Source organism: Tindallia texcoconensis (assembly GCF_055383815.1).
Genome location: NZ_AP042431.1, coordinates 2560845 through 2576552 on the forward strand (window position 1 = coordinate 2560845; position 15708 = coordinate 2576552).

A 15708-nucleotide genomic window follows, 5' to 3' on the forward strand; every position below is an offset into this window, starting at 1 on the left:
AAGTAGTTGTTCAATACATTTAAATGTGAATTCCTTAACGAAAAAACAGAAGAGTAAGAGGAGGATGGAGAATGAATCTGTCAAGAAGAAGATTTGTACAAGGGGCAGTTGCAGCAGGGGTTGCAGCAGGCTTTTGGCAAGCGGGACGAAGCAAACGAATGGAAAGTCTTGAAGAAAAAGGTACGACGGTTGAAAGGCCAAGCGAAGTTCAACCTTTAACGGCAGGAGAATGGAAACCTAGTGGTTGTTTGGGATGTACTTCCTGGTGTGCCAAAGAAGTATTTGTGGTAGATGGACGAGCCATTAAAGTAAGGGCAAACGCTGCTTCAAGGGTTCATGGTGGAAATGATTGCCCACGAGCACACCTTGCTATTCAGCAGGTATATGATCCAGATCGCATCAAACAGCCTATGAAAAGAACCAATCCCAATAAAGGATTAAAGGAAGACCCTCAATTTGTTCCTGTTTCTTGGGACGAAGCAATGGAAATGTTGGCGGATCGAGTGATAGATTTGAGAGACCACAATGAAACCCATAAATTTGTTCTATTTAGAGGGAGGTATACCAATATAAATGGGTTGCTTTATGGAACAATGCCTAAAATTATTGGATCTCCCAACAACATTTCCCATAGTTCAATTTGTGCGGAAGCTGAAAAATTTGGACCTTATTATACCCAAGGATATTGGAATTACAGGGACTACGATGTAGCTAATACTAAATACATGATTTGCTGGGGTGTAGATCCGCTCTGTTCCAATCGGCAAGTTTCCCATTACTTAAATGCTTTTGGAGGAATGTTAAAAAAGGGCGTTCGAATTGCCACCGTCGATCCTAAGTATTCTAATACAGCAGCAAAATCTGAGACATGGCTACCAGTAAAGCCAGGGCAGGATGGGGCTTTAGCTACGGCTATGGCTCATGTAATTCTAACAGAAGGATTGTGGTCAAGGGAATTTGTTGGAGATTTCAATAATGGACAAGATTATTTTAAATCCGGGGAAACCGTTGAAAATGACAATTTTGACGAAATTCATACCAATGGAATTGTTAAATGGTGGAATTTGGAGTTGAAAGATCGAACACCAGAATGGGCTGAGTCCATCTGCGGAGTGGAAGCAGAAAAAATTCGTAAAGTGGCAGTGGATTTTGCCAAGGAAGCACCTCATGTCATGGTGTTCATGGGCGGAGGATCTAACATGCAAGTACGTGGCGCTTATAATTCAATGGCAGTTCATGCATTGAATGGGTTGGTGGGTGCTGCTGAGAATCTAGGCGGTACCATTACGGGTAGAAGTCCAAAACTTGGATCCTTCCCTGCGGCAGATGATTTTATGGATGAAATGGCACAAACAAATAGTAAAATGCAAAAAATTGATCAGCGTGGCTATGTAGAATTTCCTGCACTTAAAGAAGGGAAGTCAGGTGGAGGTGTTGTGACCAACCGAGTGGCAGACGCAATTTTAACGGAAGACCCATATCTGCCAAAGGTAGGGATAGGTTATTTTTGTAATTTTAATTACTCTTGTCCTGAAACAAGTCGGTGGCATGAAGCTATGTCAAAGATGGAGTTTTTTGCTCATTGCGTAACCCATTATTCAGAAATGAGTCACTTTGCAGATCTTTTGCTTCCTTCCACCCATCATATGTTCGAGCAAATGAGTTCAGCAGCACAAAAAGGCAATGGATACACACATTTATGGATTGGAGATCGAAGCATTGATCCTGTTTACGATGTTAAAAATCCTGAGGCTGAGATTCCATGGATGCTGGCTGAAAAACTAGCAGATCGTGGGTTTACGAATCTCTTGGACTATCTAAAGACCTTTAAAGATCCAGAAACAGGTCGTGAACCTACAAATGGCCTTGAGTTGGAAAAATATGCCTTTAAAATTCGAACACAACCAGTGTGGGATTCGGCTGCCTATGCGGAGTCTGGAAACCATGGAGACGCGTTTAATAGCTGGGAAGCCTTTATGGAAAAGGGCATTTGGAACTCAGATGAATATGAGTTCAAAAAATTGTGGAGCAATATGCCCACAACAACGGGTAAGTTTGAGTTTTATAGCGAGACGTTAAAAGAAGCATTAGAGCAGCATGCTGAAAAACACAATATGTCCGTGGACGATGTGTTAGAAGCTTGTAAATACACATACACCAAAGGAGAGTTAGCATATATTCCTCACTATACGGAACCTTTTATGCATGGAAGTAAGGAAGAGTATCCCTTTTCTTTTGTAGACTGTAAGTCTCATATGGCTAGAGAAGGAAGATCTTCGAACTGTTCCTGGTTCCAAGAGTTTAAAGACGTAGATGCTGGAGATGTAAAATGGGGAGATTGCATTAAGATAAATCCTAAGGATGCACAAGCGTTAGGCCTTGAAGATGGAGATCAGGTTCGTGTTATCTCACCAACAGCAGAAGTAGTGACAACCCTTAAGACATGGAATGCCCTTAGACCTGGAACGGCTTCAAAAACCTTTGGGCAGGGTCATTGGGCCATGGGTCATGTAGCAGCGGAAGATTATGAAGATAAAATAGCGAGAGGAGCAAACAATAATGACTTTATGGCGGCGGACTACGAGCGTTTAAGTGGTTCGACGGCGTTTTACGGAAGTTTTAGAGTTAGGATTGAAAGAGTATAAATAGCTTATGTGGAGGTGTATATAAATGGCAAAATATGGAATGATCATTGATCAACAAAAATGTGCTGGTTGTGCTGCTTGTTCTATTGCATGCAAAAATGAGAATAATGTTCCAGATGGAATCTTCTGGTCTCATTATATAACAGAAACAAGAGGTGAATTCCCGAATATCACCTATGACTATATCTCAACACTATGCAATCACTGCGATATTGCTCCTTGTGTGGAAGTGTGTCCAACAGATCCAAAATCTATGTATAAACGAGACGACGGGATCACCATGCATGATGAGGAACAGTGTATTGGATGTCGAGCTTGTGAGCATGCATGTCCCTATGGAGTGATTTACTATAATGAGTCTGGTGTGGAACCTTTTGAACGTTGGCAAAGCGGCGAAGCCAAGGAGTTGAACGACAGAATTGGAGGGGAAGTAATTCCTTATTACAATCCAGATCGAGCGCTGACCTATGCGGGCATCCGAAGAAGTAATAAAGTAGAAAAATGTACTTTTTGCGATCATCGTGTGGCGAATGAGGAAGAACCATATTGTGTAAAAGCCTGTCCAGCAAATGCCCGAATTTTTGGAGATTTAGAAGATCCAGACAGTGAAATCAGCAAGGTGTTGGCAGAAAATGAATCCACCGTACTTCTTCCAGAAGAGGGGACACAGCCAAATGTATATTATATCAAGCGTTTTGATATGAAAGAATAATTTACGAGTGGAAGGATGACTTAAAAGAATGGAGAATTTTCTAGAACAGGAAAAAGTTCGTGCGGCTATATATCATCTTTTGGCATCCTGCTATCGAATGCCGGAGGATAAGAGGATCAATGAATCATCATTGATGCAGCTACGTACATTGTTACTGGAGCATCATCCAGAAGCAGCAGCTCATGTCGAGAAAATGATCACAGAAATTGAAACAACAAAACCCAGTGAGGAAATTCGAGGGGATTACCTTGCTTTGTTTGTAGGGCCTAAAGCATTGTTGGCACCACCCTATGGTTCCCTTTATCTTGAAAACAAACATCAGATTATGGGGGATTCCACTAGGGAAGCAATGAAGTTTTATGAAGCAGCTGGATTGAAAAAAACAGATGGAATGAATGAGCCAGATGATCATATCTGTATTGAGCTGGAGTTCGTTTACTATTTAATTTCACGTGTTGTGGAGTCTTGTGAAGCCGCAAACTATGAAGCCGCAGAGGAGTTTGGTAAGTTGCAGCAGGAATTTCTGAAGCGGCATATTGGAAACTGGGTAAGACCCTTTACACAGAATGTAAATCGGCAAGCAAAGACACATTTTTACAAGCATCTAGGGTTGGCAACAGAATTATTTGTTCGCAAGGAAGCAACAGAAGATAGTCATCAGATGATGCTGGAATTAAAGGAGTTAGCTGCATTGAACTAAATGATAAGTGGTGGGTTGAATGAATTGGATAACAGGATTATTAGTTCGACTAGCAACTGAAGTTCAGGAGCCGGAATGGATACCAAACAAATGTTTAAGACAGTGCAAGCTAAGCAAAGATTGCTTAGCTTGCCAAGGTGGATGCCAGTATAAAGCCATTGAAATAGTAGGGGAGAAGGTATTTATTGATGGAGACAGGTGTCGACAATGTGGCACCTGTATTTATCTGTGCCCTGCTCATGCTATTATATATCCTTCGAAGATATTAGAAAAGAGCTTTAAAGGACTTAAAGAGAATAATGAGCCAGTGATCACCTGTAGTCTTCATAAAAATACTGGTGATGCGGTTTTTTTCTGTTTTCATAAGATGCCTGAAGCTTTGTTGTTGATTCTATTGTTGGAGCATTGGGATAAAACAGTATACTTTAATGCGTTGCATTGTAGTGATTGTGTTCTTGTAAGGCCTAACCTGGCGGATTTTGAACTTGCATTAAGCCGAGCCATCCATTTTTGCAAGCATTTTGATTTGGAGATAAAGGCAGAAATCCTAATAGAAAACCAAAGGGTCCCCAGGCAAGAAATGCATTCCCTATCCCGAAGGGATATGTTAAGGGATGCAAAAATCAAATCAAAGGAAGCCGTTTTAGATGCCAGTCAGGAACTAATAAAAAAGAAAAACACTCGCTGGTTTCCCTTGAGAGAAAGATTAATTAGTGGGTTGAAATATCATTGGGCCGAAAAGAAGAAAGCATTACCATCTTATGCTGGTGTGATAGCTTCCCTTGACGTTACAAAAGACTGTACAGGGTGTGGTGCCTGCATCAAAGCTTGTCCATGGTCTGCATGGACATTAGAAACAGATGAAAAAGCCGCAAGACTGAGTCATGATACAAAAAAATGTTGTTTCTGCGGTAGATGTCAGGAAGTATGTCGTGTGGAGGCTATTCTAGAAAAAAAGATTAATTTTCATACCTTAGATCAATCGGTTGACAGAAAAGAATGGCATTATAGAAGTTGCAAACAGTGTCGCCGAACCTTTCTGCAAATTGATGAACAAGAGAAACGATGTGACTCTTGCCTAAAACAGTCCAACATAAAACAACGAATTTTTGGAAAAAAACCTTAAGAAATCCTTAGAAAGGAGGATATCCATGAGAACAAATGTAACCTTGGAAGAGGCGCTGGCTCTACTTTTAGATGAATGTCCTCAAACCCAGTCGATTCATGTGCCAATACTAGACAGCTTAGGTGGGGTTTTAGCAGAGGATATCGTGTCTGACATCAATATTCCCCCCTTTGATCGGTCACCCTTGGATGGGTACGCACTTCGCTCGGTTGATAGTCAAGGGGCATCGCCAGATCAACCAATAGAGCTGGATGTGATTGACTATGTACCAGCAGGAAGCGTTTCCGAAAAATGTGTTAAAGATTATCAGGCTGTTCGCATTATGACTGGTGCTAAAATTCCATTGGGAGCCGATGTAGTGATTCGGCAAGAAGAGGTAGAAAACGTCGGAGAAAAAATTCTGATCAAAGCTCCGATGTCAACCATGGAGAATATTAGTAGGGTAGGAGAAGATATTCACGTAAATCAGATGGTGATTAAAGCAGGGACTGTGATTGAGCCAGCGGAAATTGGGCTGATGGCAACTTTGGGTAAGAGCTACGTATCAGTTTACATGAAACCACGTGTAGCGATTCTTTCCACAGGAGATGAATTGCTGGAGATTCAACAACCTCTTCAGGATGGAAAAATCAGAAACAGCAACTCTTATACGATTGCAGCTCAGGTGAAAAAGACAGGCGGAAAAGCTTTAATGCTGGGTGTGTGTGGCGATGATATTGAATCTATATCAGAAAAGCTACAAGCTGGGTTAGGAATTGCGGATATTGTGATTACTACTGGAGGGGTTTCTGTTGGTGATAAAGACTTGGTAAAAGAATCTTTTATGAATGCTGGTGCAGAAATGCTTTTTTGGAAAGTACGTATGAAACCAGGAACTCCTATTGCTGTAGCACGTTTGGGGAAAAAGCTGCTGATAGGATTATCGGGAAATCCAGCTGCCGCTTTTATTACCTTTGAGCAATTTGTAAGACCCTTGGTGTTGAAAATGATGGGGCGTGAAAAGCATCGATTGATGAATGTAGAAACAATTCTTGAGAATGACTTTTCTAAAGTAAGCAACCAAAATCGATTTGTCAGAGGAACTACTGTATATCGGGATGGTAGTTTTTATACAAAATTTCCTGGAAAACATAGTTCTGGAGTTTTGTCTAGTTTATCTGGGAACAATTCCTTGTTTTATGTGCCGGCAGGTACAGGCCCTTATGAGAAAGGTCAGAAAGTCAGTATTCAGCTTTTGGATCAACCTGAGGTGAAGTCATGATTCCGGTATTTTCTATTGTTGGAAAAAACTCCAACACAGGTAAAACAACGGTGATGTGTCATATAATAAAAGCCTTAAAGAAAAAAGGATATCGCATTGCGACGATTAAGCACGACGTTCATGGCTTTGAAATGGACAAACCAGGAAAAGATACATGGAAGCATGCTCAAGCTGGTTCTGATATTGTAATGATTTCTTCTCCTACTAAATATGCAATGATTCAAAGAGTAGAAGAAGAAAAGAAGTTGGAAGATTTGATATCGACACTTTCTAATGTCGATTTAGTGATTACGGAAGGATATAAAAAAGAAAACTATCCTAAATTAGAGGTTTTTAGAGAAGAGGCTGCAGATGAATTACTTTGTAAGGAAGTAGAAATCTTTGCCTTGGTTACAGATAAAAAATTTAATATAGATAAACCACAATACCATCCCAATGAAATAGACGAACTAGTAGAATACATCGAAAAAAAATTTCTGCAATAAGAGTGACCCTGCATCCGTGTAGGGTTTTTTAGGATAAGGAAATTGGATGTACAATGAACTTAGGCGTTATTGTTTGAGATTTTATTCTGGGGAAAAATGTTTGAAAAATTGCGTAGTAAAATGAAACAAGCTATAATGGACTCATTAATGATTGAGAAAGTAAAGGTCTTTTATTAATCCCTATGAGCTCTTGTAATGGAGGAATGCTGATGACGGATAAAAAGGAAATAATGGGAAAGCAATTGAAAATTTTAGAAATAGATCCATGGGTCGCTCCCTTTGAAGGCGATTTGAGGTTGAGACAGCAACGATATGAATCTGAAAAAAAAGAATTGCTAAAAGAAGCGAAAGACTTTTATCATTTTTCCAACGGTCATCATTTTTTTGGTTTCCATCCTTCTGAAAATGGGTGGATCTACAGAGAATGGGCTCCAGGAGCAGATGCTTTGTTCCTTATCGGCGATTTTAACCAGTGGAATCGCCTTAGTCATCCATTGAAAAAGAAGGAGCATGGAGTATGGGAATTATGGCTGCCTGGAAGGGAAGCACTTACTCATCAATCTTTGGTAAAAGTACATGTGGTAAGCCAAGGTATTGGCAAAGATAGAATCCCTCTTTATATTCGACGAGTAGTTCAGAATGAAAAAAACCATGATTTTACAGGACAGATCTGGGATCCTAAAGAATCTTTTCGGTGGACGGATCAGTCTTTTCAAGTTGATTGGAAGCAAGCTCCTTTTATTTATGAGACGCATATTGGGATGGCTCAGGAAAAACAAGGTATTGGGACTTATCGGGAGTTTGAAGAAAATATCCTCCCAAGAATTAAAGAGCAAGGATATAATACGATTCAGATTATGGCGATTATGCAGCATCCTTACTACGCTTCTTTTGGATACCATGTTTCCAATTATTTTGCTGCTTCCTCATGGTTTGGTAATCCAGAAGAATTAAAATCACTTATTAATACAGCCCATGAAATGGGAATGGCAGTTCTGATGGATGTGGTACAGTCTCATGCGGTTAAAAACACATTAGAGGGCATTAATGAATTTGACGGCACGGTGCATCAATTTTTTCACTCTGGTAGTCGTGGTACACATAGTGCTTGGGATTCCAAATTATTCAACTATGGTAAGCAGGAAGTGATTCATTTTTTGTTATCCAGTCTTAAGTTTTGGATGGAAGAATATCACTTTGATGGTTTTCGTTTTGATGGAGTTACGTCTATGATTTATCATGATCATGGGCTGGGGACAGCTTTTGATCGGTATGAGAAATACTTTAGTTCCAATACAGATGTGGAGGCTTTAAATTATCTACAATTTGCTAATGAATTGATCAAGGAAATACGGGAAGATGGGGTTTCGATTGCAGAAGATATGAGTGGTATGCCAGGTATGTGTCTTCCTATAAAGGATGGGGGCATAGGTTTTGATTACCGATTGGCCATGGGAATGCCCGATTTTTGGGTAAAAACCTTGAAGAAGAGAGATGAAGAGTGGGATATGCATGCGATGTTTCATGAATTGTCTACCAGCCGCCCTAAGGAAAAACGAATAGGATATGTTGAATCTCATGATCAGGCGTTGGTTGGCGATAAAACCTTTATATTTCATTTAGCCGATAAAGCGATGTATGAATATATGAATAAAGAGAGTCAAAGTCTTGTTATTGATAGGGCCATGGCATTGCACAAAATGGCTCGTCTTATCACCATATCCATGGGTTCCGACGGATATCTTAATTTCATGGGAAATGAGTTCGGACATCCGGAGTGGATTGATTTTCCTAGGGAAGGGAATGGATGGAGTTTTGCGTTTTGTCGTAGACAATGGTCTCTGGTGGAAAATCCATTTCTTCGATATGAAGAGTTGAATGCCTTTGATCAAGCGATGTTGAAGCTGATGCAAAATGAAAACCTAATGGGTGGAGAAAATCCAAAATGCTTACTCATTGATACCAAAAGAAAAGTGATTGCCTATAAGAAGAAAGGATTTCTATTTCTTTACAATTTTCATCCTCTAGAGTCCTTGGAAGCTTTTGAAATTCCAACTTATGAAGATGGAAGATTTCAGGTAGTGATGGATACGGATGAAAAAAAGTTTGGTGGTCACCAAAGAATTCAATCTGAAATGATTTATAGAGCACAGGAATTGAAAGCGTATCCCAAAGACCGTGGCATAACCATTTATTTACCCAACAGGACTGGAATGGTTCTGAAAGCCCTATAAACCAGATCCCCTACCCAAAAAGGGTAGGGGATCTTTTGTATATAAAACAAAATAAGAAAGCAAACTACCCTTAATGGGTGGTGAAAACAAAAGGAGAGCGTGCTAGGATTTTATCAAGAAACCTTTTTGTGACAGCCATCGAATAGAGGGGGGATTAAGAATGGGCAAAGTAAAAAAAGTGACCGTGATCCTTTTGGTAGCCATGATATCCATTGGGTTTTGGGGCGTATCTTCTGTGCATGCTAGATCAGTAGAGATAGAGTATGTCAGAGTGGTGGCCAAAGTAAATACGGATGGTTCTATGGACGTGACAGAGTACTATGACGTTAATTTTGAGGGCCAGTGGAATGGGATGTCTCGTTGGATTAATTTATTTGATCATATGCAGGCATCAAATATTTCTGTCTATGAAAACGGGGAACCATTGGTGCAACATTCAGGAGATTTAGATTCATCCGTAGAAGAAATAACCAGCTATCGCAACAATCAGCAATTTCGTTACGGAGTAGGACCAGTTGGAACGTTTGTTGCTGTGGAGCGTGGCAATAGTATTTTGTTGGATTGGAGCATTAATGTCAATAATACCAAGAAAACCTATGCATTCCAGTATCGTGTGCATAATGCAGTAACGGTTCATGAGGATATTGCAGAACTATACTACCAGTTTATGGGTGCAGATTCTCCACGTCCTTTTGGTCACTTTATCGTTGAGTTAGAATTACCCCCAGGAGCCCAAATTGAGGATATGATGGCTTGGGGACATGGACCATTAGATGGCGAAGTAGATATCCTTACTGGCAACTCCATTAGATGGAGTGCATCGCCTTTGTCAGCAGAAACAATGTTTGAAGGCAGAGTAGCTTTTCCGACTTTTTTAGTGCCGGATGCCTCATATTATTCTGGCGAAGCAGGTCTATCAAATATATTAGAAGAAGAAAAGCGTTGGGCAGATGAAGCGAATCGACAACGAAGGCATGTCAGAACAGACATATATGGTGCTCCTTTAGCTTTTATAGTAGGAGTAATTTTTTTTATGGGGAAGCGATTTAGGTTTTTGAAGCATCATAAGGCTGATTTTATCGGAGATTATTATCGAGAATTACCAGGCGATTATTCGCCTGCTATCTTAGGACAGATTTGGAATAAGAACAACCATAAACCAGAAATGATTATGGCTACGATCATGGATTTAGGCAGACGAGGTTATTTAATCATTCATGAATTTATGCCCGAAAAGAAAGGAATCTTTAAAAAAAGCCGGAAAACAGACTATATGTTGATTCGTCAAGAGAAACCCTTAGATGAATTGTCATTTTATGAACAAAAGTTACTACGATTGCTTTTTTGGGATATTGGAAAAACAGATGAGCATCAACCAAATGCACAAGTTTCCTTAGGACAAATTGAAGACTTTACAAAGCAAAAATCCAATAGAAAGGTATTTCATGATAAATATCTAGGTTTATGTGAGGCCATCAAGGAAAAAACAAATAAACAAGGCTTTTTTGAATATTTTACGACGCGAGATCAAATCATACACATCGTCCTTGCGTTGCTTTATGCTGGGGTTGGGATTGGAGTAATAGGAATTTTTGACCTTAATTATCTAGGAGTAGGGTTTGTTTTGGCAGGAGTGGTAGGGTTGTTTACGTTGAAAGGAATGATAAGGCATTCAAAAAAAGGACTAGAAGATTATATGAGGTGGAAGGCTTTTAGAAAATTTCTGCAGGATTTTTCGGCTATGGATCAGCATCAAATCCCTTCACTGGTCATATGGGAGCAATATTTGGTGTATGCAATCCCTTTGGGAGTCGCTAAAGAAGTAATAAAACAGCTACAAATAGTGTTTCCTAATATGGAACAAGATGGACGACAGTTTGGATACGGATGGTATGTCAGTGCTGGCATGATGAATTTTCATGGATTCAATCAAATGATCATAGACTCTGAGAAATCTATTAATAGATCTGTTAAAGAGAGTTATAAGGTTGCACAAAGTAGAGACTCCGACGGTAGTGGAGGTGGAGGTGGATTCTCCAGTGGCGGTGGTGGTGGCGCAGGAGGAGGAGGTGTAGATTTTCGTTAGTGCTGGACAGGATAATTAAGCAATCTCATAGAAGAAAGAGAGGAGAATTTCCATGCAATATTTATTGGTTATTTTAGCCCCAACGGTATTGTTGTTTATAGTATTGGTGATTTTTTACAACAACACAGTGAAACTACGTAACTTTGTTCAAAATGCTTGGGCACAGATTGATGTTCAATTGAAGCGGCGTTCGGATCTAATTCCTAATTTGGTAGAGACAGTAAAAGCATATGCAGCACATGAAAAAGAAACCTTTGAACAGGTGACCAGAGCAAGGGCAGAAGCCTTACAGGCTCAATCGGTTGAGCAGAGACAACAGGCGGAGAACCAACTCTCGGGAGCCTTAAAGTCTTTATTTGCCGTAGCGGAAGCTTATCCAGAGCTAAAAGCTAGCGATAATTTTGCTAAGCTGCAACAGGATTTATCGGATACAGAAAACAAAATTGCATACAGCAGACAGTTTTATAATGATACGGCTATGAAGTACAACACAAAAATCCAAACTTTTCCAGGAAATGTATTGGCAGGCTTGATGGGATTTCAGTTTATTCCATATTTTGAAGCCATTGAAGCTTCTGAAAGGGAAGCTGTTCAAGTTCGATTCTAAATCTAAGTGTTATTGATGGATAGGACAAGATAGCATAAAAAAGTGTAACTTTTGGTTACACTTTTTTCATAGGTAAAAATAAGAGATTGGCTGTTTGAACATTGGATTTTTGGTTATATAAATGGTACAATCTAGAATTAAATTCGGCGAATGTTCTTACTTAAAAAATCTGGAGGGTTGTTATGCATGGCAGAAGATCAAAAAAAGTTTAAAGAGGAAGAAAAGAAACTCAGAGAGGAAGAAAGAAAACTCAGAGAAGAAGAAAAGGCTTTAAAAAAAGGTTTTGAAGAAAAAAAGAAAGAACTGGAAAGACAAAAAAGAGAAGAAGAAAGAAAAATTAATGAGGAAGAAAGACGGCTTAAAGAAGAAAAACGACAAGAAATTATGTCTAAGAGGATTTTGGCAAAAAAACTAAAAAAAGCAGAGGCAGAAGCTAGAAAAAAAGCAATTAAAGAAAGACCACAGTTCAAAGGGCTACAAATAAGACCTACAGCATCTTTATTTGATGAATCAAGAATGGAAGAACCTGGCGAGAATAATTGGGCTGGATTTGGATTTGATATTCATCCCTATGTCACCTTGATTTCTTCTTTTGTATTGGTGATTTTTATAGCCGGCACTCTAAGATACACCAAAGAGGCGGAAATATTTTTTCAAAATTCATTAGGATTTATTACCACAAACTTTGGATGGTTTTTTGTTATGGTGGCTAATATTTTTATTGTGGCCTCTTTGTTTTTTGCTTTTGGGAGGTTCGGGAATATTAGAATTGGTGGACATGATGCGCAACCAGAATTTACAAAAGTTGGTTGGTATGCCATGCTCATGAGTGCTGGGATGGGTATAGGACTGATGTTTTGGAGTGTGGGTGAACCTATTTTACATTTAAATACACCTTCCCCTATGTTTGGTGGATTGGAACCCAACTCAGCAAGTGCAGCTCAAGCTTCCATGGTCACTACATTTTTTCATTGGGGCGTTCATCCTTGGGCTATTTATTCAGTCGTAGGCTTGGGTTTAGCTTTTTTTGCTTTTAACAGAGGTCTTCCGCTAACGATTCGATCCATTTTTTATCCTCTGATTGGCAATAAAATATATGGATTTTGGGGGAATTTGATTGATGTTTTATCAGTGTTGGCAACTCTAACGGGACTGGCAACTTCTTTGGGACTAGGAGTTACTCAAATTAATGGTGGATTGAATTATCTGTTTGGAGTAGGGATTAATACAACCACTCAGGTTATATTAATCGCAGTGATTACAGGATTTGCTACGATTTCCGTTGTCCTTGGTCTTGACGGAGGCGTCAAGCGATTAAGTGAGATTAACATGGGTCTAGCAGGTGTGTTTATGCTGATGGTGCTTATTCTTGGACCAACGGTGTATATTCTAAATGGGTTTTCTCAGTATATTGGGTACTATCTTGCTACATTTCCAGAATTAAGTATGTGGACAGAAACCTTTCGAGATACGAACTGGCAGGGTGGATGGACGATTTTTTATTGGGCTTGGTGGATTTCCTGGTCTCCATTTGTAGGGATGTTTATTGCACGTGTTTCCAAAGGGAGAACCGTTCGAGAGTTCGTTCTTGGTGTTATGCTGTTTCCCACACTGGTGTCCTTCTTGTGGATGGCTGTCTTCGGAAGTACAGCGATCAATATTCAATTGACAGGAGTTGCAGATATCGTTTCAGCAGTTGAAATAGATGCTTCTATTGCCCTTTTTGCAATGCTGGAAAATCTGCCACTGTCTAATATGTTGTCCATTATTGGGATTTTATTGGTGACTGTATTTTTTGTCACATCCTCCGACTCAGGATCTTTAGTGGTAGATCATTTGACTTCTGGCGGAAAGTTAGATTCACCAGTACCTCAGCGTGTTTTTTGGGCCTGTATGGAAGGGGTAGTGGCAGCTACGTTGCTTATTGGAGGTGGTCTTGTAGCTTTGCAAACAGCCACTGTCATTACAGGACTACCGTTTGCAGCCATTCTTTTGCTAATTATCTATTCCCTGTATGCTGGGTTTAGTCAAGAATATGATGTGGAGGAAGCGGTACAGGAAAAACTCAAACAAGTGGAAGAAAAGCATGTCTTAACCGAAGCCATTTCTGAAGTAGTGGTTGACGAAGCCTTGGAAGAAAATATAAAAGATGTTTAACCGTGAACTCTATACTTCTTTTATGTTGATGAAATTAGTAAAAAACCTTTTGTTTTGCTCTAGTTGATGTGGATGATTAAGTGCATTTTCAAAATGTTCATGGTAGCGAGTATCATTAGATTGTAGGTTTTCAAAAATCTCCTGACCGCTTTCAAGGTCGTATTCTGGGTGAAATTGGACGCCCCATACCGGAAGATCTTTATACTGGAAACCGTGAATGGCACATTTTTCTGAAGAACCCAGGAGTTGGAAGTTTTCTGGTAGTTCTACGGCTTCATCATAGTGAGCCAACAGGCAAACGGGATTCTGTATACCCTCAAGCAAAGGGTTTTCTTTTAAGCGTATTTTACCCCAACCTATTTCAGGTTTGGGTGCTTTTCGAAGATAGTCTTTACCTGCTAAGCATCGAATTAGAAATTGATGACCATAACAAATTCCGAGGATAGGTTTTTGATTGTTTATAAAAGAAAGAACGACTTTTTTCATTTCATTTTCCCATCCCATGTCATCTAAGGTAGAAGCTTCGGAGCCGGATAAGATTAAATGAGTAGATGACTGGCTTTTTAAGAGGATTTCTTCAGCCTTAGTAGTAGAGGTAACACGAATGCATAGACAGGGATCCGGGAGTTCTTTAAAATGGTTTTTGATTACTTGATCAAAGGTAGCGGCAAAGGAATCTTTCAGAAAAAAATTTAGTACTAAAATCATAATCTCAACCTCCTATTTATAGATAAATTTATTATAGCATAGGAAAAAGTGGCTTCCAATTCTTAGAAAAGATTCAGTTGCAGGAGGTTAATAAAAACACCGGCTCCCATAAAAAGGCACCGGTGTTTTTTTCTGTGTTCTCTTGTTGAAGGATATTAGAGCTTTTTATTAAGAGGATCATCTGAATTAAAAGGTCCATTTTCAATGATTAAATAGGATAGGTGTCTTTGTTGCTACAATTTATTGTGTTGCTTTAGTTGATCTAAGAAATATGCGATTTGGATACGCCACCAAGGCCAGTCGTGATCCACATCTTTTCCCCAAAAATCAATCCAAGCGGGTACATTCAATTCTTCAAGAATGCTTTTCAGACGTTTGGTGTGGTCAATAGAGTCTTCTTCCCAGTCTCCTGTTCCAGAACAAATGATTATATCGCTTTTTTGGTATTGATGAATATACCAGGAATCTGTTAGGTTGGCAAGATAATCTATAGGTGAATTGATATAAACATCATGGATATGCAAAAAGTCGCCAACAAAGAAGCGGACATCATAAATACCACTAAGTCCTATTAATGTGTCGAAAACATCTGGATGTCGAAAGAAAAAATTGGCAGCGTGGTAAGCACCCATGCTACAACCAGTAGTAATGAATTTGTTTCGATAACCAGTTTTACTTTGGATGTAGGGAATCAGTTCTTCCATAATGTAACTATCGTAGAGATTATGCCTATAGCCACGATCACCAGGCCATACATCCTCTTCAAGCCAGCTTTCTTGGTCAATGCTATCGGGAGTAAATATCTGTATAAGCCCTTTTTCGATAAAAGGGTGGCAGGCATCAATCATTTTAAAATCTTCATACTCATAAAAGCGTCCACCAGATGATGGAAAGACGATCATTGGTTTGCCCACCTCTCCATAATGCTTGAATTCCATCCCTCGATTTAAATAGTTACTGTGAAAAGATTCATACTTGATTTGCATG

Annotated in this window: 12 protein-coding genes; 10 read left to right on the forward strand and 2 right to left on the reverse strand. The window is 39.5% G+C overall.

What is annotated here, in order from left to right:
• Nucleotides 1–71 precede the first annotated feature (71 nt).
• From ACZ47N_RS11630 to ACZ47N_RS11675, 10 genes are all read left to right on the forward strand, one after another.
• The gene (locus tag ACZ47N_RS11630) at nt 72–2645 is read left to right on the forward strand and encodes a molybdopterin-dependent oxidoreductase (protein WP_464886708.1); all 2574 of its coding nucleotides are present in this window, start codon (nt 72–74) and stop codon (nt 2643–2645) included.
• A 25-nt stretch (nt 2646–2670) separates the two neighbouring features.
• Nucleotides 2671–3357, forward strand: coding sequence for a 4Fe-4S dicluster domain-containing protein (locus ACZ47N_RS11635; RefSeq protein WP_464886709.1), 687 nt, complete (start codon nt 2671–2673; stop codon nt 3355–3357).
• Between the two features lie 28 nt (nt 3358–3385).
• On the forward strand, nt 3386–4057 hold the full coding sequence (locus ACZ47N_RS11640; RefSeq protein WP_464886710.1) for a TorD/DmsD family molecular chaperone: 672 nt from the start codon (nt 3386–3388) through the stop codon (nt 4055–4057).
• Between the two features lie 19 nt (nt 4058–4076).
• The gene (locus tag ACZ47N_RS11645; RefSeq protein WP_464886711.1) at nt 4077–5183 is read left to right on the forward strand and encodes a 4Fe-4S binding protein; all 1107 of its coding nucleotides are present in this window, start codon (nt 4077–4079) and stop codon (nt 5181–5183) included.
• Nucleotides 5184–5208: 25 nt separating this feature from the next.
• The gene (locus ACZ47N_RS11650) at nt 5209–6444 is read left to right on the forward strand and encodes a molybdopterin molybdotransferase MoeA (protein WP_464886712.1); all 1236 of its coding nucleotides are present in this window, start codon (nt 5209–5211) and stop codon (nt 6442–6444) included.
• Nucleotides 6441–6929 (forward strand): molybdopterin-guanine dinucleotide biosynthesis protein B, encoded by a 489-nt coding sequence (mobB, locus tag ACZ47N_RS11655; protein ID WP_093315192.1) that lies wholly within the window; start codon nt 6441–6443, stop codon nt 6927–6929. The genes ACZ47N_RS11650 and mobB overlap by 4 nt, the downstream gene beginning before the upstream one ends.
• Nucleotides 6930–7138: 209 nt before the next feature.
• Nucleotides 7139–9163: an alpha-amylase family glycosyl hydrolase gene (locus ACZ47N_RS11660; protein ID WP_464886713.1), complete on the forward strand. Its 2025-nt coding sequence runs from the start codon at nt 7139–7141 to the stop codon at nt 9161–9163.
• 160 nt (nt 9164–9323) lie between these two features.
• The gene (locus tag ACZ47N_RS11665; protein ID WP_464886714.1) at nt 9324–11249 is read left to right on the forward strand and encodes a DUF2207 family protein; all 1926 of its coding nucleotides are present in this window, start codon (nt 9324–9326) and stop codon (nt 11247–11249) included.
• A 52-nt stretch (nt 11250–11301) separates the two neighbouring features.
• On the forward strand, nt 11302–11856 hold the full coding sequence (locus ACZ47N_RS11670; protein ID WP_464886715.1) for a LemA family protein: 555 nt from the start codon (nt 11302–11304) through the stop codon (nt 11854–11856).
• 186 nt (nt 11857–12042) lie between these two features.
• On the forward strand, nt 12043–14013 hold the full coding sequence (locus tag ACZ47N_RS11675; RefSeq protein ID WP_464886716.1) for a BCCT family transporter: 1971 nt from the start codon (nt 12043–12045) through the stop codon (nt 14011–14013).
• A 9-nt stretch (nt 14014–14022) separates the two neighbouring features.
• On the opposite strand, the gene ACZ47N_RS11680 is transcribed toward ACZ47N_RS11675, so the two are convergent.
• Both ACZ47N_RS11680 and ACZ47N_RS11685 read right to left on the reverse strand, forming a co-directional pair.
• Nucleotides 14023–14721: a type 1 glutamine amidotransferase gene (locus tag ACZ47N_RS11680; RefSeq protein WP_464886717.1), complete on the reverse strand. Its 699-nt coding sequence runs from the start codon at nt 14719–14721 to the stop codon at nt 14023–14025.
• Nucleotides 14722–14954: 233 nt separating this feature from the next.
• The gene (locus tag ACZ47N_RS11685) at nt 14955–15707 is read right to left on the reverse strand and encodes an esterase family protein (protein WP_464886718.1); all 753 of its coding nucleotides are present in this window, start codon (nt 15705–15707) and stop codon (nt 14955–14957) included.
• Between the last annotated feature and the right edge of the window lies 1 nt (nt 15708).